We start from the raw sequence: 19912 nt of genomic DNA, 5'->3' as shown, positions 1-19912 counted from the left end.
ACAAATATGCTCGATTGAAAAATGATATAAGGGATGATCTACCAAATTTCTAATTTCCCTTATCACGAAAAGCCTATTTTTAAATCAAATAAATCTGCTTATTTTAATAAAGAAGAAATTTTATACTGTTAATCATATTTCATGAATTCGATTTCACCTATCTTCATCGTATTTCCTAACTATAAGAAAATTCTTTGGAAAGCGTATCGGACTTATCCTTTAGACCAATTTTGTCGCTGAAAAAATACCTCCTTAATCACTTGCTTTATCTTATTTTGGAATAAGCAAATCATTAATCAAGACAACCACTTATCTTTAATAGTCATAAGATATGCTCGTTTTTTGATATTGGCATATATAGATGTTTGGTCCGATTGAGTTTATTTTAGCAGGTGTGTTAGTTGGTTTCTGTGTAGGAATTACTGGTGTCGGCGGTGGTTCACTGATGACCCCAATTTTGATCAGCCTATTCCGGATTGAACCGCACATTGCAATCGGTACTGACCTTCTATATGCCGCAATCTCTAAATTCTGCGGTTCTTTTGTCCATGCAAAAAAAATGAATATTGTCTGGCCCATTGTGATCTGGCTGGCAATCGGCAGTATTCCTGCCTCATTTGCAACCCATTGGGTACTTGAGAACTATCTCAGTCAATCTACCCATTATAAAGCAGTACTCACCATGGTACTCGGTTTTATGCTAACGCTGACCGGTATTTCTATTATATTCCGCGCTTCAATTGAGAAGTTCTTTAATAAATACCGTAAACAAGAATTGCCAGATATGACCCAGGATCTGGAAAAAGTCGATTTTAAATCTGGCAAAAAACGCGCTCTGATTATCATCATGGGAATCGTGCTTGGTGTTTTTGTGACCTTGTCTTCAGTGGGCGCAGGGGCATTCGGTATTATGGCATTGATTCTGATGTTCCCGAATTTGCCGATGATTCGTATTATCGGTTCTGACGTGGTGCATGCCGTACTTCTAACTTTAGTCGCAGGCTTGGGCCATATGAGCGCAGGTAATGTAGACTTTGCTTTGTTAGGCTGGTTACTGGTGGGTTCTATTCCTGCAATCGTGATCGGCACATTGATCAGTTCACGTATGCCTGAGAAAATTATCCGTAAAATTCTGGGTGTTACCCTGTTCTGTCTGGGTGTAAACTTTATGCTCAATCCAGTCAAATCCAAACCTGCCCAACCAGCTCAACCCGAGTTGGTAACGGAAGCAGAAAAATCTCAGGCCGTTTAAACTAAACCTCAGATTCATCACTTTTTTTTCAAAGATTTATTCATCTTTTTTATAACAAAGTGACGCATCATTCATGTTATATTCGGGCTATTAAACAACCTTTTGTATGATCGAACCAGTGACGGCAATGAATACACTACAGTCAAATCCTATTTCACAATCAGATATTGATGATGTGAATATCCAAAGCATGATTCCTCTTGTAACTCCAGCACAATTAAAGACTGAGTTGCCTTTGACTGAGAATGCTTATCAAACCGTACTGAAAGGTCGTGAAACGATTCGCAATATTCTTGATGGCAACGATAAACGTCTTTTTGTCGTGATTGGTCCATGTTCAATTCATGACCCTGAAGCTGCCAAAGAATATGCCGAGCGCCTGAAGGTGCTGAGCGAAAAAGTAAAAGACAGCCTGTATCTGGTAATGCGTGTGTATTTTGAAAAACCACGTACTACCATTGGCTGGAAAGGTCTGATCAATGACCCAGACATGAATGACTCGTTCAATATTGAAAAAGGTCTACGCATTGGCCGTAAGCTTTTACTTGAGCTGAATGAAAAAGGTCTGCCATGTGCGACTGAAGCACTTGATCCAAACTCACCACAGTATTATCAGGATTTAATTTCATGGTCAGCGATTGGTGCACGTACTACCGAAAGCCAGACTCACCGTGAAATGTCATCTGGCCTGTCTTCACCAGTAGGTTTCAAAAACGGTACTGATGGCGGCCTGACTGTTGCAACCAATGCCATGCAATCCGTGAAACACGGTCATAGCTTCCTCGGTCTGAACGATCAAGGTCAGGTTGCAGTCATTCGTACTTCTGGTAACCCATATGCTCATGTAGTACTTCGTGGTGGTAATGGCAAACCGAACTATGATGCAGGTTCTGTTGCAGAAGCTGAGACTGCTTTGGCAAAAGCGAAAGTTAGTACCAAGATCATGATTGACACCAGTCATGCAAACTCAAACAAAGACCCGTACTTACAACCATTAGTGCTAAAAAACATCACTGAACAAATTATTGATGGAAATAAATCAATTGTTGGTATTATGGTAGAAAGTCATCTTAAAGGTGGTCGTCAGGATATCCCGGCCAACCTTTGTGATCTAGAATACGGCAAATCAGTGACTGATGGCTGTATCGACTGGGAAACGACTGAAAAGGCATTACTTGATATGCATGAGGCGTTAAAGGACGTTTTACCAAATCGCTAAGCGATTGATCAAAACGCCATCGTAAGATGGCGTTTGCATTTCTACATAAGGAAAATGATCTGATGAATGAAATTGAAACTGCACTCTGTCAAATCAATAATTTTCAATTCATCCATGAGCACCTGTTTACTTCAGGCCAGCCAACAGCAGAACAGCTCAAGCTGATAAAGGAATACGGGATCTCGACCGTTATCAATGTAGCTTTGAGCGATGCAGAGCCTCACCTGGACCATGAAGATAAAATCTGTCTGGAGCTTGGTCTCAACTATATCCAGCTGCCAATTTCCTGGGAAATACCATCCGATGATCAGTGCCTGCTAGTGCTGGACATGATTGATCATCTAGTCAAGCAACAAGCCGTTTGGGTACATTGCAACCAGAACTTGCATGTCAGCAGCCTGATGTATTTATATCGTCAATACTATATGGATATGGATCTACCAACGGCGCAAGCAAGTCTGCATCAGGTCTGGGAACCGAATGACACCTGGACGGGTCTATTGCATGCTGTTGCCTTACAGCTACAAGGCCGTAAAGCAACTGAAGAACTTAAACTGGCAATGATTAATCCTGATCACTTTGCATGAGCGATCAGGACCGTCGCCATAGACAGAATGCCTTCCTGACGCCCGGTAAAGCCCAGCTTTTCTGTTGTCGTCGCCTTAACGCTAATTTGGGTTACATCTACGTCTAATACATCTGCAATGCTTTGACGCATTTCCAGATTATGCTTTGCCAGTTTTGGACGTTCACAGGCCACAGTAATATCAGCATTATTCAACACATAACCACGATCCAAGATCAGCTGATACACGTGCTTCAACAATACACGACTGTCAGCACCTTTAAAGTCAGGATCCGTATCCGGGAAATGCTGACCGATATCTCCCAGCGCCAATGCACCTAACAAAGCATCACATAATGCATGTAACACAACGTCACCATCCGAGTGTGCTTTGAGGCCATGGGTATGTGGAATTTTCACGCCTGCCAGTGTGACAAAATCACCTTCTTCGAATGCATGCACATCCAGCCCCTGACCAATTCGAATTTGTGCAACCACTGTTTTCATCCTTACAAATAACCAATTGAAATCTTGTACACTTCGTTTCTATTTCGCTATAGTTAGACCAAGCGTAACACAGTGAAAGTATAAGCGATCATGCTGCTGAAAACTGATATAAAAATGATGAAACTTCTAGGTCTCATGCTGGGTTTGAGCACTTTGGCAACAGGTGCTACAGCATCCGTACGTCCGCTAGAATGTTCAGATAGCTCACAAGCCAGTAAAGCAACTTCGACGCTGTGTTCCATGCCTCTGGCTGAATTTAGAAAAAATCTGGCGAGCCAGTATCTCACGGCCTACCTGATTACTGATGCACCTTTAAGTATTATTCAGGATACGCATCAATTATGGCTAAACCGCTTACAACAGTGCAAAACACTAGACTGTTATAAACAGCAGTTTGATGTGCGTCTAGATGATCTGAATATCTTTATTTCTTTGAATCAAAGCCTGACCCAGCATTATTTAAAATTTGAACAGGGCCAGATTGCCAAACAGCCGGTACACCTGAAAGTCCATCAGCTCAGTAAAGACCGCATCAAGATCGAAGGTATTGCCTATCGCAGTCCTAAAAACCGTATAGATACTCAAACTATCCCTTTTTTAGCTTATACCACTCCTGAAGCTAAAACTGAAATCACTGATAACGAAAACGACTGTAAGTATGAATTTCACTATACCAAGGCCATTCTTTCGGTAAAAACCCAGCAGAAAGGCTGTGAACGCTTTAGCGGTGTCTATCGCCTATATGACTAAACCCATTCAATTAAAAAAAGATCATCCGAGGATGATCTTTTTTGTTTCAAGCTACAGGATAGGTCTGAGCCACCTGCTGGCTGATCATTGCTGCTGTCGCAGCAGAGAGCGTCCAGCCTAAATGTCCATGTCCGGTATTATAAAACACCCGCTTGTGTTTTCCTTGACGCACGACTGGCATCATATCCGGCATCATTGGCCGTAATCCGGTCCAGGGAATCACATATTCAGTGGAAATATCAAAATTACGATGTGTCCAATCAATTAAAGGCTGAATCCGGTCAGCACGAATGTCGCGGTTATAACCATTAAACTCTGCCGTACCCGCAATACGCAGCCGGTCCTTACCCAATCGGGAGAGCACAATTTTAGCGCTTTCATCCAGCAGGCTGACCCACGGCGCATTTTGCTGACTTTGTTCATCGTTAAGCTGTACGGTAATTGAATATCCTTTCACCGGATAGACATTGACCCGGTCACCCAACAGATAAGAGAGTTGATAACTACCCACACCGGCACAGACCACGATGGCATCAGCTTTCAGTTCTAGTCGTTCTTGCGGATTGGTATTGGAATTTTCACTACTCGGCATACAGCTGATCCGGATATAACCATCCTTCTGCTCTACTGCCTGTACATTCTGACCAAACAGGAACAGTACACCTTTGTCTGCACAAGCCTTGGCCAGACCTGTAGTAAATTTATGAATATCCCCGGTAGCATCACTACGGCTAAAGAAGCCGGCATAATAATCACCGGTTAAAGTGGGTTCAATCTGTTTAATTTCTTCATTGGAAATCGCATTGCGTTCCAGCCCGCCACTGCAAAGCAGATCATTGACCTTCATCGCGACCTTATAATCCTGCTCGGTATGATAAAAATGCAGGATTCCCCTTTTTTCCAGATCAAACTCAATCTGTTCTATTTCAGCAATTTCAAATAAACGTTTACGGGCCAATAACGCCATTTTTACTGTTTCCCGGGTATTGGTTTCGTAATGACGAATATTCCCCATAAATTCCATTAGCCAGCTGTATTTATGCATACTAAAAGACGGGTTGAGCAGTAATGGGGCAGCTTTTTGCGACATCCATTTCAGGCCTTTCAGTACTGTCGCTTTTTGGTTCCAGACTTCTGCATTACAGGCGGAAAGTTGCCCGCCATTGGCATACGAGGTTTCCATGGCAGGGTAAAGATGCTGGTCGACAACAGTGACCTGATACCCTAATAAAGCCAGTTCATAAGCCGTGGTTACGCCGGTAATCCCGGCGCCAATGACAATTACATGACGCATAGACATCTCCTTTTTTATTATGATGTCTGCCCCATCTGTCATTTTTACCTGAGAGCTTTGATTTCAGTATTGGAGATCAATACCTTAACCTTCCCCTTCGGTGAGTGATTCAACACTTCTCTCCAGAGTTTTGCATTATTACAGTCCTTCTGCCTGAGAGTTTCCGGGGTCGTTGCTCCTTCGGCGAATGCAGGTGCATTTCTCTCCTGCAATAATGTGCATATGTATTGTTTAGCAATTTATATACCATGCTATAGAGCTTAATAAAAAATTACTGTGCAAAGTTGTAAAGACACAGTAATTAGCAAGGCATACGTTATGCTCGCTTAGCTATAAAACGAAATTTAAATGAAGGTGCAGATATTTGATTAGATTTTTGAAACAGGATTATAGGTTAATTAAAAATTTTAATTGGCTTAGGCTATTTTGAGTGAAAAATTTCTCTATTGGATTCTTTTAACTAGATGATAAAAGTTAAGAATAATGGCAAGGTTAATCCTGCAACCAGGGTTTGCACACTAATAACTTTCGCCATAAGTTCACTGTCTCCACCCAGAACTTTGGTCAATACATACGAAGCAGAAGCTGTGGGTAATGCGAAAAACAGTACCAGCACTTGAGTGGTCAGCGTGGAAATTCCCATTATCTTGCATACCCCCAAGCCAAGCAATGGCATGCAAATCATACGCCCAGTTGTGTTCCAGACGATGCGCCATAAATCCAGATTAATTTGCCCAAACTTTAATGCTGCCCCGACACACATTAAACCTAAAGGCAAACTGCATGCTGCCATCTGTTTCAATAACTGGTTCATACCCTGCCATATTCCCAATCCGGACAGATTATAAAGCCCACCTACCAGACAGCCTAAAATCAGTGGATTTTTCGCGAGGGATATGAAAATTTTTCCAAACTGCATATCGGCCGGTTTAGTAAATGCCAGCACAGAAACGGTATTTACCACTGGAATAAAGAATACCATAATGACGGCAAATACTGTCATCCCTGCCTGCCCAAATAAGGTGCTGACCGCAGCAATGCCAATATAGGTATTAAAGCGCAGTATGCTTTGTATATAGACCCCAAATCGGGCAAAGTTAATCCGGTATATCGCTTTTAGACTGTACAGCACTGCACAAACCAGTACAGTAATGATTGAAATAACCAGCACCACATCCTGGATAATATCTATATGAATCTGAGCAGTAGCCAGATTCAGGAATAGCATGATTGGAAATAGTACATAATAGTTTAGCTTTTCTGCCCCCCGCCAAAATCCGTCTTCTAACCATTTCCTTTGTTTTAATGTATAACCCAGGGTAATTAGGGCAATCAGTGGAAACAGGACGCTGAAGATAGTATGAAGCATTGAGCCACTCGTAACATGCAATTTTGTGGCAATCGAACCCAACTGCCTGTCAATGATTAAGGATACAACAACCGAAGAGTTTTAGGAGAAAAAGTAGTGGAAAAATCAACGGATAATAAGTAAGAGAAAGTCTCTTATGCATTTTAATGAATAATAAACCAATTAAGTCCAGCTTTCTTCTTTTGCAATATTTAATACCTCAACTTTTAAACCTTCTAACTCATTAAAAATTTTTGAATCATTTTTTGGATGAGTTTTCGAATTTCGTTTTTAATCAACCTAAACTTCTTAAAAGCATAGGAAAAATAAGTTTCTCTCCACCTAAATCATCTATTGCCTTTGCAAATATAAAAAAAGCCAGACCGAAGTCTGACTTTTTGGATTCACTTCAGATCAGAAGCGAATTATTTTGGTTCAATTGGTGCAAACGGCGCAACCACATCGGCATTTTGTGCACGATGGCGCATAAAGTGATCCATCAATACAATCGCCAGCATTGCTTCAGCAATTGGCGTCGCACGCACACCCACACAAGGATCATGACGGCCTTTGGTCAACACGTCAGTATCTTCACGATTGATGGTGATGGTTTTACCTGGAGTCGTGATTGAAGCGGTTGGTTTTAGTGCAATCGATACGCGAATGTCCTGACCGCTAGAAATCCCACCCAAAATACCGCCGGCATGGTTTGCCAGGAAACCATCCGTCGTTAATTCATCACGCGTTTCATGACCAAACTGCTCAGCAACGCCAAAACCATCACCAATTTCCACACCTTTAACGGCGTTAATCGACATCATGGCATGCGCGATGTCAGCATCCAAACGATCGAATACTGGCTCACCCCAACCCACTGGAACTTTGGAAGCAATAATTTCCAATTTTGCACCACAACTTGTACCTTGTTCACGCAACGACGTGACCAGTGCCTCAAAACGTGGAACGGCATCAACATCACCACAGAAGAACGGATTATTTGGAACTTCATTCCAGTCCAGTTTCTCGGCTTTTTCAGTGCCAATCTGGGTGACATGACCGCGGATTTCAATACCAAATTTCTCAAACAGGAATTTCTTGGCAATCGCACCCGCTGCCACACGCATTGCAGTTTCACGTGCACTTGAACGGCCACCGCCACGATAATCACGGAAACCATACTTCTGGGTATAGGTATAGTCTGCATGACCCGGGCGGAAAGTCTGCGCGATATTGCCATAGTCTTTCGATTTCTGGTCAGTATTGCGGATTAAAAGACCGATTGAAGTGCCGGTGGTTTTACCCTCAAACACACCGGAAATAATTTCCACTTCATCCGGCTCTTTACGCTGCGTTGCAAATTTCGATGTACCCGGCTTGCGGCGGTCCAGATCCTTTTGCAAATCAGCTTCAGACAGTTCAATTCCTGGTGGAACCCCATCAATGATCGCCATCAGGCCAACACCATGAGATTCACCACAAGTCGTTACACGGAAGAGTTGCCCTATACTATTACCTGCCATGTGAACGACTCCTTATGCATTAACAGATTGAATAAATAAATCGCGGTATTGACGGCATTGGGCTGCAGTCAATGCGAAGATACCTGAACCACCACGCTGGAACTGCAACCAGTGGAAATCAACTTTATTGAAGTTTTGCTTCATTGCCCATTCAGAGTTACCGACTTCAATTACAATCAGACCGTCTTCAGTCAGGTAATCAGCCGCTTGAGCCAGCATTTTACGTACCAGATCCAGACCATCCTGACCTGCAGCCAAAGCCATTTCAGGTTCGTGATGGAATTCGTCTGGTAGATCTGCCATGTCTTCTGCATCCACATACGGCGGATTCGAAACGATTAGATCATACTGATTTTCAGCAGGAATTTTTGCGAACAGGTCCGATTCAAGCAATGCCACTTGATACTGCTTGTTATGGTGTTCACAGTTGATCTGCGCTACTTCTAAAGCCTCTTTAGACAGATCGGTTGCATCCACTTCAGAATCTGGAAAAGCGTATGCCAATGCAATCGCAATACAGCCTGAACCGGTGCACATGTCCAGAATACGTTGTGGTGTTTTTGGATTCGGATTTTCTGGCAGGTTATTTACCGCTGCACCCATTTCACCATTTTCGCCCAGGCAATATGGTGCAAAACGGTTTTCAATCAGCTCAACGATTGGTGAACGTGGAATCAGTACACGCTCATCCACATAGAATGGCTTACCAAAGAAATAAGCCAGATTTAATAGATAAGATGTCGGCATTCTTTCATTGATACGACGTCCTAACAGATTCAAAAATTCTTCTTTTTCACTTGGAAGCAGTTTTGAATCCAGAATTTCTGGATCAGCATTCCAGTCCAGAGAAAGGGTTTGTAAAACCAGTGCTGAACTTTCAGCAAAATAATCTTCTGTGCCTTGGCCCAAGTGCGCATCGTATTGACGTAATGCTGTAACACCAAAACGGATAAAATCACGAATGGTTGTTAGATTTTCAGCGGCTTCCTGCAAATGTTCAGGGCTAATAGTCGGTCGATCCACTTAAGGCGTCTCCAGAGGTCATATTTTAAAACGCCTTATGATACCTTGTTTCGCCTGCTTTTATAATGCTAAAACCATGAAAAATACGAAAACAGCACGACTCCACTCTGGCTGAATCTGGTTTTAGAAGCCTGTTATTTGATGATGAGAATGGTCGACAATAGATCGCTTTAATCCGGATTTGAATGCTTTAAAGTATGAGAGATAAATCAAACGTTTTATGAAGTAGGTGATAAATAATACTGACTCACCTATTCAGCGCTTCTGTCCAGTCTTAATAAATCTCAAATTCTCGCCATAAGTTAAAAAGCATAACAAACTTACATGTCCGTTATGCTTTGAATACCGATCAGATCCTTAGCGTTTTCCAACAAAAGAACGTGATTGATAATAATTGGACTGCTCAATTACCATGGCCAGGGCACATTGCCCTTGCTGGATTTTGGTGTAGTTTCCAGCACGGATACGACCACATTGCTTGTCCAGTCTGGATTCAAACAAAGCATAATGGTTTTTTACTACAACAGCATTATTTGCGTTTAATTTAAGATAATTTTTATAGCTTTTTTTCAAGATTTTAGTCTGCCCTTTTAATTCCTTGGCAATACATTTTTCAGTCTTGGTACGGTCACCATAGGTGAACTTCATACACTGTGAATATTCTCTGGAATAATCCTGAGCTGCTTGTGTATGTACAGCTGTACCTGCCAGAATCGCAGTTAATAACCATGCAAAACGCATACATTCCCCTTTGCCAAAATGGCATGATGCTTACAATCGCACTCATCAATTTTGTTTTAAGTTATATTCCGATACTACCTGAGTCCAGTGAAAATTCCTATTCCTTTATAAGCATCGATTTTATGCAAATGAGCAATTGAAACTCTCAGAATTGTCTCCATTATATAGCGAAGATATACAAGTAAACGAGTTGAATGTTATGAGCTACAAGCATAACAACCTGATGGCCATGCGCCTGAATTATTGGGATGATGTACAGTCTCATAACGTGCAGCAGGAAAAGGCATTTTTGCAAGACATGTTAATTCAGCAAGGTGTTTTTCAGCAGGCAACGCCAGAAGATGCACGCTACCTGTTTTTTAGTTTGCCCAGTATCGTGATTGTTAAAGGTTATGCTCTGGGCTTTCAGCATGAGTCCGTGATTACATTGATTCAACAGCACATTCAAACAAATATCCAACAGTTGCAACAAAGAACTGAATTAAAAATTCAATTTCAGATGCCATAATGCCTTGGCTAATATAAATACAGGTCATCGAGCCTGATCATGTTTAGCGTAAATTCAATCTGTTAAAACTTTTTTAATACGTGAAGACAGGTTAATATCCGCTACAATGATTTATTCTGCTATATGCTGGGAAAGGATTTATTCTACATGTCAGATCAGAACGATAAGCTCAAACAACTGAAAACCTCATCCATGGATCGACGCTTATCGATCGCCAAGGCATCCCTACTTGCAGGCACCCGCTGGGCAGCATCAAATGCCACTTCAATGTTCTCAAGTGAAGAAGAGAAAGAGAAAAAACGCAAAAAAGCCATGAAAGAACAGGCAGATTATCTGGTTGCAGAAATCGGCAAGCTAAAAGGTTCTATCGTCAAGATTGGCCAGATGATGGCGCTCTATGGCGAGCATTTTCTGCCAGAAGAAATCACTCAGGCATTAAATACATTAAATAATAAGACTGTAGCCTTGGCCTGGCCTGCGATTAAAGCGCAGTTACAAGCGCAGCTTGGTTCAAAACTTGATGATTTAACCATTGATCATGAACCTTTAGGAACAGCCTCACTGGCTCAGGTACATCGCGCCAAACGCAAATCTGACGGGCTGGAACTGGTACTGAAAATCCAGTATCCAGGCGTTGCAGAAGCGATTGACTCAGATATGAGCCTGTTTAAAAACATGCTCAAATTGACCCGTATGGTGCCGCAAACCCGTGAATTTGATCAGTGGTTTGATGAAGTTCGTGAAATGATGCATCGTGAAGTGGACTACAAAATTGAAGCTGCGACAACCCGCCGTTTCCGTCAACGTCTGCAAAATGATCCACGTTATATCGTACCGACCATTATTGAAGATTACTCGACCGATCGCGTGCTCTGTATGACCTATGAGCGTGGTGTACCAATCAATAGTCCGGTCATGCTGTCTCTGCCACAGGAACGTCGTAATAAACTCGGTGAAGCTTCATTAGAAATCGCAGTACGCGAGATTTTCGAATGGGGCGAAATGCAGACTGACCCGAACTTCGGGAATTATCTGGTACGTTTAGGCAATGGTGACGACGCACAAGATAAAATTGTTCTGCTCGACTTCGGTGCAATCCGTCAGTTTGACCAACATCTGCTCAATGTGGCACGTAATCTGATTCAAGCGGGTTATCATCATGATTCAGATATGATGGTCAAAGCCATGACTGGTTATGAATTCTTTGACTCGATTCCGCAAAGCATCAAACCGGATATGGCCAAGGTTTTCTTGCTGGCCACTGAAGCATTTAGCTCGCCAATGAACAATAAAGACCTGCCAGCCGGCGTAATGGATGCACAAGATCGCTATGACTGGAAAAAGAGTCAGTTGCATAGCCGTGTCATGCAACAAGCCTCTAAATCGATGGCATCACGTTATTTCAGCGTTCCACCGAAAGAGTTTATGTTCATCAGCCGTAAATTTATTGGTGCCTACACCTTTATGACCGTGATTGATGCCAAAACCAATGTGCGTGCCATGATCAAGAAACATCTCTAAAGAGAATCAAGTGATATTTTGAGTTGACCCGGCTGATATCTGTCATCCGGGTCAATTTTTTGCATTCTAATATTTTTAAATAACATAATTATATTAATAATTTCATAAACTTGTTAGCAAATTTTATATAATAAATTTCCTTCATTATTGTCAATCAATCATGTCATTCCTGACATGGTTTTTTATCAGGCAACATGTCAGCATAATTCTGAAAATACCTAAAACATTTATAACAGGATAATGATAATGATAATGAGCAATATGGTGAATAAGGCCCAAGGAGTTGGCTTATCCATACTAACTAAAATTGCAGGCAGTGAGCTACTGGATCAGTTTAAGCTACGAAAATTCGTTGAAAAGTCCCTGTATCAAAGCTCTAAGGCAGGTTTTAAAACCCTAAGCCAGACACAAAAGCTGCTGAAATCAGGACAAAAAATTAAAAAACAGCGCCTGCCAAATCAGAATAAATCCCAGTTTGATCTTAGCCTGACTGAAGAGCAGCAGATGACCGTAGATGCAATGGAGCAGTTCTCAGCCGAAGTGCTTTATCCGCTTGCTCACGATGCAGATCACGCTGAAACCTTTCCAGAGGTTCTATGGCAACATGGTACCGACTTAGGACTTAACTTCTATGCCTTGCCTGAGTCCTTAGGTGGTGTAGCGACTGAAAAGAATATTGTGAGCAATGTGCTGATTGCCGAACATCTGGCTAAAGGAGACTTTAGCCTGACTGCTGGCCTGCTCTCAACCTTTAGTGTGATCAATGCCCTGACTCAATGGGGTTCAGAACAGATTCAATCCGACTATCTGGCTTCTTTCGCAAATGATGCAGGTATTCGAGCCACATTTGCCACGCAGGAAAATATACCGGCTTTCAATCCTTTTAGGCTAACAACCCAAGCAACGCCACACCAAGATCATTATCTGATTCAGGGTGAAAAAACACTGGTCTTACTCGCAGCCACTGCAGACATCTATCTGGTCAGCGCCATGCTCAATGGTCAGCCGGATGTATTTGTGGTGCAACGTGATCCGAGCATCAGTATTCAAAAGTCAGCTGCGATGGGTCTTAAAGCAAATGAAACTGCCACACTGCATTTCGACAATACACCAGCACAACGTCTCGGTGATGAAGATTTTGATTACACCGCTTTTATCGATCTAGGTAATCTGATGTGGTGTGCCATGGCTGTCGGTACCTGCGAGGCTGTCAGGAAATACTGTATTCAATATGCCAATGAACGTACAGCGTTTGGTGAACCCATTTCCCATCGTCAAGGGGTTGCTTTCATGATTGCCGATATGGCAATTGAAACAGATGCTATGCGTATGCTGGTGCTGAACGCTGCCAGTCTTGCAGAAGCAGGTAAGCCTTTCCATCGTGAGGCATATTTGGCCCGTATTCTCTGCGCAGAAAAATCAATGAAGATTGGCACAGATGGCGTGCAAATCCTGGGTGGACATGGCTATACCCGTGAACATCCTGTGGAACGCTGGTATCGTGACTTACGCGCGACTGCTGTCATTCAAAGTGGGCTGCATGCCTGATCATTGACATGAATATGGAATAATTATAATGAATCTGCAAAATCCAAAAAAATTTAAATTACTGATTGATCAGGCCCATGAAGTTGCGCTGAATGTATTACGTCCAATTTCCCGTAAATATGACAAGGCTGAACATGCCTATCCTAAAGAGCTGGATATGCTGGCTTCTGTTGTAGATGGCATGAATGCTGGTAGCGAAGGTATGAATGCTGGTGCCGCAGTCAATAAACGTGGTGATACGGATACGTCTAATAAAAATGGCGTCAACATGTCAACTGCACTGAGTATTATTGAGATGTGTTATGGCGATACAGGTCTGCTCCTGTCCATGCCACGCCAAGGTCTGGGTAACTCGGCGATTGCAGCGGTGGCAAATGAGGAACAATTGACACGTTTTGAAGGCACCTGGGCAGCAATGGCGATTACCGAGCCAGGTTGTGGTTCAGACTCTGCTGCAATCCGTACTACGGCAACCAAAGATAGTGATGACTATATCCTGAATGGCGAAAAAATCTTTGTCACCTCAGGTGAACGTGCAGATTCTGTAGTGGTGTGGGCAACTTTGGATAAAAGCCTGGGGCGTGCTGCAATCAAATCCTTTGTGGTACTCAAAGGTACGCCTGGGATGAAAGTCGAGCGTCTGGAACATAAACTTGGTATCAAAGCTTCGGATACCGCCGCAATCAGCTTTGTAGACTGTCGTGTGCCTGCGGCAAATCTGTTGGGTAATGCAGATATTGATGTTGCCAAAGGTTTTGCTGGCGTAATGGAAACCTTTGATAATACCCGCCCACTGGTTGCTGCAATGGCAATTGGCTGTTCCAAAGCATCTCTAGAACGAATCAAAGAGATATTCAAAGACCAGCTAGATACGGATTACGGTACACCCTATTTACAGACCTCCCATATTGCAGCGCAGATTTACCGGATGGAAGCAGAATGGGAAGCAGCTCGACTACTGATGCTGAAAGCAGCCTGGATGGCAGACAATCGTAAACCCAACTCTCGCGAAGCTTCAATTGCCAAAGCTAAGGCTGGTCGTATTGCTAATGAAATCACTTTAAAGTGCGTCGAGTTAGCATCTTCTGCAGGTTATAGCGAGACTGAGCTACTCGAAAAATGGGCTCGTGACTCAAAAATCCTCGATATCTTTGAAGGTACCCAGCAAATCCAACAGCTGATTATTGCTCGTCGTGAGCTGGGTAAATCATCTAGTGAGCTGAAGTAGGTTGCAGAATCTCGAACATGCTGACTCGTTGATGGATTTATAAGCTATAAAGATGGATTTTTTACAGTTTTAGGACTATAAAATTTCCATCTTTTTTTATGTTTCATGATTTATGTATTCTATTCGACCGATCCAGCCTAAGGATAATCCCCAAATTGCCAAAATCATTCGTGAAGTTTCTATTGAATTTGGTCTTGCTGCTGAATCCGGTTTTGCAGTAGGTGATTCTATTCTGGACAGCTTATATCAGGTTTATCAACAACCAAACGCTGCTTACTGGGTTATTGTCGATGAAGATGATCAAATTTATGGTGGTGGTGGCATTGCTCCCCTACAAGGTGATAATAGCATTCTAGAACTCCAGAAAATGTATTTCCTCCCAGCCATTCGTCAACATGGGTTTGCCAAGCAGATTTTGAATCTGGCTTTTGATTTCGCACAGCAACAAAAATTTCATAAGATTTATCTGGAAACGACAAAATCCCTTTGGCAAGCTGTCAAACTCTATGAAAAACTGGGCTTTGAACATCTGACATATCCTGAAGGCAATACGGGCCATAGTGAAGCGTGTGAAATCTGGATGCTGAAAACTATATAAAAGTGCCTCAAGTAAAGATCAAGCTAAAAAGCTGCAAAAATTATTGTAGCTCAGGTTTAAAAGGCTAATCAGCTTGACGCTGAACCGTTCATTTTTTAGTATCAAATTAATTTTATAATGCGGATATTTAATTTTGACCTACTTTAAGTCATTTACTTTAAAACGTCTTTTATCTCATTTTTTTACACCCTCGCATTTCAAAAAACTCATCCTCCTAAGCAGTGCAATTACTTTAACTGCATGTTCTTCTTTAGGTGGAGGTTCCATAGAAAAACGCTCAGCTAAACTTTCCAAAGGGATACAAAGTGCATATTCTATCTCTCCAGAAACAGCAAATCGCGTATCGCCACTGATTATTAAAAGTGCCGAACAGCACAATTTAGATCCACTCTTAGTCGCAGCAGTAATCCGACAAGAATCTACCTATCGTCCGTATGTCAGCTCATCCGCTGGTGCTGTAGGTTTAATGCAAATTATTCCACGTTATTGGCAAAGTAGTTGTGGAGCTGATTTATTCCATGAAGCCACCAATGTCCAATGTGGCTCCTATATATTAGCGCGTTATCAACAATCTGCAGGCGACTTAAAAAAGGGACTAGGATATTATAATGTCGGTCCATCTGGTTTTGAAAATAATCGCAAGATGCGTAAGCAAGGTAAAAAATACGCTAAACAGGTACTTAATCATAAAAAAACGTTAAAAAATTCAATTTAGTTTTTCTAATAGATGTAATTAAGCATAATTATAGATTATGCTTAATTACTCATCTAAACCATGATTTTCCACTTTTATAATATTATTTGACCCACGTCACTATTAAATTTTTATACACCATTTAAATCACACTTTGATTCAAATATATCAAAACCTATATTGTTTATTAATACAACATTTAAAATTTTTAGTTATATTTTTTTTATATTACTTATAATTTACAATATTAATACATAATAAATCAGTTTATACATATAATTAGTTGTCCAAATATGATGTTAATATTTAAAATTAATAAGAATTAAGTCACATAAAATCATTTTTAAATTAATTTTAAATAATACTCTATTTCAATTAATAGTTTTCATATAAGCTAATTTCTAAATATTTTCGATTTATTCTAACTTGTATTCTTGGTTCTTTTATATAAACATTCTTGCGATAATTTTTTTATCTTCATTATTTAAAATTTTCCAGGGGATAGTATGGCCAAGCTTACTTTAGATGCACTTACAGATATTGACGGTTTCGTTGCAGCAGCACTCGTAGACAGCGAAAGCGGTCTTGCATTAGCAACTCTTGGCAATAATACAATTGATCTTGAGCTCGCAGCTGCAGGCAACACAGAAGTTGTACGTGCTAAACGTCGTGTAGCAGCGAGCCTGAATCTGAATGATTCTATCGAAGACATTCTAATCACTTTAGGCAAACAATATCACTTGCTACGCCCACTTGATTCAAATGAAAATTTATTCCTTTATCTGGTTCTTGACCGTAGTCGTTCAAACCTCGCTATGGCACGTCATGAATTGAAACACTTTGAAAAAGGTTTAGATTTTGCTTAATTAAGCTATTTGAGGGTTACTTTTTCCGGTAACCCTTAAATTGAGCACATCCTCATGAAAGATACTCTCTATATTTCCATTTTTGGACTCAGCCTATCTTTAATAAATGTATTTAAAAGTACAATGGTTGATGTTTTAAGTGAAAAATATAATCTGGTATGGACCAATCTTACTGACCAGAAACTACAGCTTTTATTAGTAAATGCTGATTTTGTCGATTTACCCCATATTCAAAAAATTAAAAATAATAATCTTACACTTCTACAAGTTGAGAAAAACCCTACATTGTCATCTCAGGTGATTGAACATACCTTATTCTTACCCTTTGAGCACCCCCATGCTTTAATTGAATGGTTACAACGTGAGTTTTTATCAGGCACTCAATCGCCTCATTTAATTGAACAACCCATATTAATAGTACCCTCTTGTAGCGCCAAAATAGCATATCAGTCATTTAAATTAATACTAGATGAGCTATTTCAGCCATCAGGTCATAGCAAATACATAATCAAAAATAGTGATAAACGTGTAGCTCTTATCGATCTGGAACAACATTGCTTCTATCCAGCAATCGACTGGTATCCGCAACCTGATTCAGAATTCAGCATTGAACCTGCCGATCTAAATAGTATTGTGCAATTTCGCACTCAAGTGCGTCCAGAAGATCTTAACCAAGGGATCTGGAATTTTGTATGGCATCATCTGCAATTTGCTGAACTTGAATATCCAGACTATTACCGCTTAGCTAAATGGCCACAAATTAAAGATTTCGACCAGCGCAAAGATCTATTCAAATTAGCTGCCCTTTTCAGTGAAGGTGCATCAGTTGCCTATGCACAACAACAGTTGAAATTAGGTGAAAAATATATTCATCAATTTCTATGTGCTTCACAACTAGCCAATATGCTTGAACCGATCTCATCAGATCAAGCCAAATTCACACAGCATGCAACCACCGCTGTTCAAAAGGAAGCTAATAAAATGATGGGTTTCTTTAGCAAATTACGTAAGAAGCTCGGTATCTAGGAGTAATTCAGTTTGATCTTGCACCAATTTAAATTGGTATTTGCCGGTAGCATGGGTGCTGGCAAGACTACAGCCATTCGCACCATTTCTAATATTGATGTATTAAGTACCGAAGCAATTAATACCGACCTTGAAGCACACCAAAAATCACTAACAACAGTCGGTATCGATTATGGTGAACTGGTCCTGGAAGATGGGGTCAAAGTCGGCTTATATGGCACACCAGGCCAGCAACGCTTTAATTTTATCTGGAACGTAATTACACAAGGCGCTATTGGAGTAATATTACTGATTGATGACAGTATTGATGAGCCACTAGAAGAGCTAGAATTTTATCTCAATTACTTCAAAGATAAAGTTAAAAACGTTGTGATTGGCATTACGCATATTGATAAGAAAGCTAAAAATAATGCTGCTCTCTATCATGGCTGGGCTGAAAAGCAAGACAGTACTTATCCAATGTTCTTTATTGATGCCCGTGAAAAAAATGATGTTTTAATGCTGGTTGATGCCTTGATCGCCACAGCTGAAGTTCAACTTACTGTCTGAAGAAAATTCCATGTCCTTAAATGATCTTGCAAAACGTACTGCTCCCCAAGAATTAACTGAATTTGCAGCCAAGCAGATTCAAGCACTCTTATTCAATGTGCAAGGTATAGAACTTACCATGCTGTGCTCTTCTGATGGATTTGAATTAGCCTCATTTGAAAAAATTAAAACTAACGGTAAAGGAAAACTTGCTGCCGTAAGTAGTTCTATTGTAGCTATGGTCCAGGCATTTATGCAGGAATTACAACTGGAAGGCTGTCAAAGCATTACACTGGATGCTAATAATGGTAAAGCGATCCTAACTGCAATTCCGCATCCAAAGTTTCCTATGCTGATCCTAGCCATGACCACTAATGATGTACTTTTAGGTCAACTGTTATATTGCACGAAAAAAATTGCTCAGGATATTTCTAACTTTCAAATCTGATTCCATATGAATATTACAAGCTTGAGTCAGGCTTGTAATATTACATGATCAAGATTCATAATAACTACTCATAATTCCAGTCGAGATTCCTACGAGAAAAGCATATTTAAATATATGGTCGACTATAGCTGAACTGATTAAAAGTAAGACAAATAAAATGGCAGAGCCCAAACTAGTCATCACGGGAGCAGCTGTTACTTCTGCCTGATTTATAGGATATTACTTAATCACAATTTTAATTTAAATAATCCTGAATAAAGAACCAGTAATTTAACGATCTAAGTTTCTATATAAACGTACAGCATATAACTAAAAATAATACTTATAGGTAAATCTTTCATCCTTTATGAAATATACACCGTAGATATCAATACCCTTCATATAAGGCATTTGAGTCCATACAGCTATAAGTCTATCTACCGATAGCTCGCAAAACGTTTTATTACCACCAGGGTGATAGGTAAAACAAAGTTATTCACCTTTCACCCGTCCTCCTAGGCACTGTAGCGAAGTATTTAATAGCGATACAGCACTTAAGCATCAGCTAAAAAACACTACTAAAATCGATTACAGGGAATGCATCCTAGAAGATAGCAACCACTATGAATTTATATAGTGTGCAGATTTTCTGCTATGGGTTTAGGTTAAAAATAATATTTGCAAGCTTTCGATTAAATCTCAAGCATAAAAAAACACCCCCTGCCATTTGACAGGGGGTGTTTAGAATA

At 40.8% G+C, this 19912-nt stretch carries 20 protein-coding genes and 1 riboswitch; of the genes, 14 read left to right on the top strand and 6 right to left on the bottom strand.

Annotated elements, in window-relative coordinates; genetic code table 11:
• Positions 1 to 361: 361 nt before the first annotated feature.
• The 3 genes from B3D47_RS05670 (at position 362) to B3D47_RS05660 (ending at position 3058) form a co-directional block, all read left to right on the top strand.
• Positions 362 to 1252 carry a sulfite exporter TauE/SafE family protein gene (locus tag B3D47_RS05670; RefSeq protein ID WP_262478318.1) on the top strand — a complete coding sequence of 297 codons (891 nt, stop codon included), beginning with the start codon at positions 362 to 364 and terminating at the stop codon, positions 1250 to 1252.
• Positions 1253 to 1379: 127 nt separating this feature from the next.
• Entirely contained in the window at positions 1380 to 2471 is a 1092-nt protein-coding gene (locus B3D47_RS05665) for a 3-deoxy-7-phosphoheptulonate synthase (RefSeq protein WP_111810749.1), read from the top strand.
• Positions 2472 to 2533: 62 nt separating this feature from the next.
• Positions 2534 to 3058, top strand: coding sequence for a protein tyrosine phosphatase family protein (locus tag B3D47_RS05660; RefSeq protein ID WP_262478317.1), 525 nt, complete (start codon positions 2534 to 2536; stop codon positions 3056 to 3058).
• Here B3D47_RS05660 and ispF read toward each other — a convergent pair.
• On the bottom strand, positions 3046 to 3534 hold the full coding sequence (gene ispF / locus B3D47_RS05655) for a 2-C-methyl-D-erythritol 2,4-cyclodiphosphate synthase (protein ID WP_262478316.1): 489 nt from the start codon (positions 3532 to 3534) through the stop codon (positions 3046 to 3048). The genes B3D47_RS05660 and ispF overlap by 13 nt on opposite strands.
• A 99-nt stretch (positions 3535 to 3633) precedes the next feature.
• On the opposite strand from ispF, the gene B3D47_RS05650 reads away from it, so the two are divergent.
• Complete coding sequence (locus B3D47_RS05650; protein WP_262478315.1) at positions 3634 to 4293, top strand: A1S_1983 family putative colistin resistance protein; 660 nt, start codon at positions 3634 to 3636, stop codon at positions 4291 to 4293.
• Positions 4294 to 4339: 46 nt separating this feature from the next.
• Here the strand turns inward: B3D47_RS05650 and B3D47_RS05645 are convergent, their stop codons facing one another.
• From B3D47_RS05645 to B3D47_RS05625, 5 genes are all read right to left on the bottom strand, one after another.
• Complete coding sequence (locus B3D47_RS05645; protein WP_376747604.1) at positions 4340 to 5587, bottom strand: D-amino acid dehydrogenase; 1248 nt, start codon at positions 5585 to 5587, stop codon at positions 4340 to 4342.
• A 131-nt stretch (positions 5588 to 5718) separates the two neighbouring features.
• Positions 5719 to 5806: riboswitch (glycine riboswitch) on the bottom strand.
• A 241-nt stretch (positions 5807 to 6047) separates the two neighbouring features.
• Positions 6048 to 6956, bottom strand: a complete 909-nt coding sequence (locus tag B3D47_RS05640) for an AEC family transporter (RefSeq protein ID WP_004809584.1) — start codon at positions 6954 to 6956, stop codon at positions 6048 to 6050.
• Between the two features lie 404 nt (positions 6957 to 7360).
• A complete protein-coding gene (gene aroC, locus B3D47_RS05635) occupies positions 7361 to 8455 on the bottom strand; it encodes a chorismate synthase (protein ID WP_005222326.1) in 1095 nt (364 codons plus the stop codon).
• Positions 8456 to 8467: 12 nt separating this feature from the next.
• The gene (gene prmB, locus B3D47_RS05630; RefSeq protein ID WP_004809587.1) at positions 8468 to 9478 is read right to left on the bottom strand and encodes a 50S ribosomal protein L3 N(5)-glutamine methyltransferase; all 1011 of its coding nucleotides are present in this window, start codon (positions 9476 to 9478) and stop codon (positions 8468 to 8470) included.
• 357 nt (positions 9479 to 9835) lie between these two features.
• Positions 9836 to 10219 carry a DUF1311 domain-containing protein gene (locus B3D47_RS05625; protein ID WP_286860478.1) on the bottom strand — a complete coding sequence of 128 codons (384 nt, stop codon included), beginning with the start codon at positions 10217 to 10219 and terminating at the stop codon, positions 9836 to 9838.
• 199 nt (positions 10220 to 10418) lie between these two features.
• On the opposite strand from B3D47_RS05625, the gene B3D47_RS05620 reads away from it, so the two are divergent.
• The 10 genes from B3D47_RS05620 (at position 10419) to B3D47_RS05575 (ending at position 19184) form a co-directional block, all read left to right on the top strand.
• The gene (locus B3D47_RS05620; RefSeq protein WP_286860475.1) at positions 10419 to 10727 is read left to right on the top strand and encodes a hypothetical protein; all 309 of its coding nucleotides are present in this window, start codon (positions 10419 to 10421) and stop codon (positions 10725 to 10727) included.
• Between the two features lie 147 nt (positions 10728 to 10874).
• Entirely contained in the window at positions 10875 to 12248 is a 1374-nt protein-coding gene (locus B3D47_RS05615) for an ABC1 kinase family protein (protein WP_004809593.1), read from the top strand.
• Positions 12249 to 12500: 252 nt separating this feature from the next.
• Complete coding sequence (locus B3D47_RS05610; protein ID WP_286860473.1) at positions 12501 to 13796, top strand: acyl-CoA dehydrogenase family protein; 1296 nt, start codon at positions 12501 to 12503, stop codon at positions 13794 to 13796.
• A gap of 28 nt (positions 13797 to 13824) precedes the next feature.
• Positions 13825 to 15024, top strand: coding sequence for an acyl-CoA dehydrogenase family protein (locus tag B3D47_RS05605; RefSeq protein ID WP_286860470.1), 1200 nt, complete (start codon positions 13825 to 13827; stop codon positions 15022 to 15024).
• Positions 15025 to 15136: 112 nt separating this feature from the next.
• Entirely contained in the window at positions 15137 to 15622 is a 486-nt protein-coding gene (locus B3D47_RS05600; RefSeq protein ID WP_286860469.1) for a GNAT family N-acetyltransferase, read from the top strand.
• 133 nt (positions 15623 to 15755) lie between these two features.
• On the top strand, positions 15756 to 16337 hold the full coding sequence (locus tag B3D47_RS05595) for a lytic transglycosylase domain-containing protein (protein ID WP_286860467.1): 582 nt from the start codon (positions 15756 to 15758) through the stop codon (positions 16335 to 16337).
• Between the two features lie 485 nt (positions 16338 to 16822).
• A complete protein-coding gene (locus B3D47_RS05590) occupies positions 16823 to 17182 on the top strand; it encodes a hypothetical protein (protein WP_004895102.1) in 360 nt (119 codons plus the stop codon).
• A 54-nt stretch (positions 17183 to 17236) separates the two neighbouring features.
• The gene (locus tag B3D47_RS05585) at positions 17237 to 18208 is read left to right on the top strand and encodes a hypothetical protein (protein ID WP_286860465.1); all 972 of its coding nucleotides are present in this window, start codon (positions 17237 to 17239) and stop codon (positions 18206 to 18208) included.
• 12 nt (positions 18209 to 18220) lie between these two features.
• Complete coding sequence (locus B3D47_RS05580) at positions 18221 to 18757, top strand: GTP-binding protein (RefSeq protein ID WP_004895107.1); 537 nt, start codon at positions 18221 to 18223, stop codon at positions 18755 to 18757.
• Positions 18758 to 18767: 10 nt separating this feature from the next.
• Positions 18768 to 19184, top strand: coding sequence for a roadblock/LC7 domain-containing protein (locus B3D47_RS05575; RefSeq protein WP_163165868.1), 417 nt, complete (start codon positions 18768 to 18770; stop codon positions 19182 to 19184).
• The last annotated feature ends 728 nt before the right edge of the window (positions 19185 to 19912 follow it).

It is taken from the genome of Acinetobacter sp. UBA3461 (genome assembly GCF_002381195.1).
GTDB lineage: Bacteria > Pseudomonadota > Gammaproteobacteria > Pseudomonadales > Moraxellaceae > Acinetobacter > Acinetobacter schindleri.
This window is presented reverse-complemented; position numbering and strand designations above follow the sequence as displayed.

Bases quoted from the DNA above. Each gene is read 5' to 3' on its own strand.
- B3D47_RS05650 (WP_262478315.1), top strand. From the start codon at position 3,634: ATGCTGCTGAAAACTGATATAAAAATGATGAAACTTCTAGGTCTCATG.
- B3D47_RS05665 (WP_111810749.1), top strand. From the start codon at position 1,380: ATGAATACACTACAGTCAAATCCTATTTCACAATCAGATATTGATGAT.
- B3D47_RS05600 (WP_286860469.1), top strand. From the start codon at position 15,137: ATGTATTCTATTCGACCGATCCAGCCTAAGGATAATCCCCAAATTGCC.
- B3D47_RS05575 (WP_163165868.1), top strand. From the start codon at position 18,768: ATGTCCTTAAATGATCTTGCAAAACGTACTGCTCCCCAAGAATTAACT.
- aroC (WP_005222326.1), bottom strand. From the start codon at position 8,455: ATGGCAGGTAATAGTATAGGGCAACTCTTCCGTGTAACGACTTGTGGT.
- B3D47_RS05645 (WP_376747604.1), bottom strand. From the start codon at position 5,587: ATGCGTCATGTAATTGTCATTGGCGCCGGGATTACCGGCGTAACCACG.
- B3D47_RS05660 (WP_262478317.1), top strand. From the start codon at position 2,534: ATGAATGAAATTGAAACTGCACTCTGTCAAATCAATAATTTTCAATTC.
- B3D47_RS05585 (WP_286860465.1), top strand. From the start codon at position 17,237: ATGAAAGATACTCTCTATATTTCCATTTTTGGACTCAGCCTATCTTTA.
- B3D47_RS05590 (WP_004895102.1), top strand. From the start codon at position 16,823: ATGGCCAAGCTTACTTTAGATGCACTTACAGATATTGACGGTTTCGTT.
- B3D47_RS05615 (WP_004809593.1), top strand. From the start codon at position 10,875: ATGTCAGATCAGAACGATAAGCTCAAACAACTGAAAACCTCATCCATG.
- B3D47_RS05605 (WP_286860470.1), top strand. From the start codon at position 13,825: ATGAATCTGCAAAATCCAAAAAAATTTAAATTACTGATTGATCAGGCC.
- B3D47_RS05640 (WP_004809584.1), bottom strand. From the start codon at position 6,956: ATGCTTCATACTATCTTCAGCGTCCTGTTTCCACTGATTGCCCTAATT.
- B3D47_RS05610 (WP_286860473.1), top strand. From the start codon at position 12,501: ATGAGCAATATGGTGAATAAGGCCCAAGGAGTTGGCTTATCCATACTA.
- B3D47_RS05625 (WP_286860478.1), bottom strand. From the start codon at position 10,219: ATGCGTTTTGCATGGTTATTAACTGCGATTCTGGCAGGTACAGCTGTA.
- B3D47_RS05620 (WP_286860475.1), top strand. From the start codon at position 10,419: ATGAGCTACAAGCATAACAACCTGATGGCCATGCGCCTGAATTATTGG.
- B3D47_RS05670 (WP_262478318.1), top strand. From the start codon at position 362: ATGTTTGGTCCGATTGAGTTTATTTTAGCAGGTGTGTTAGTTGGTTTC.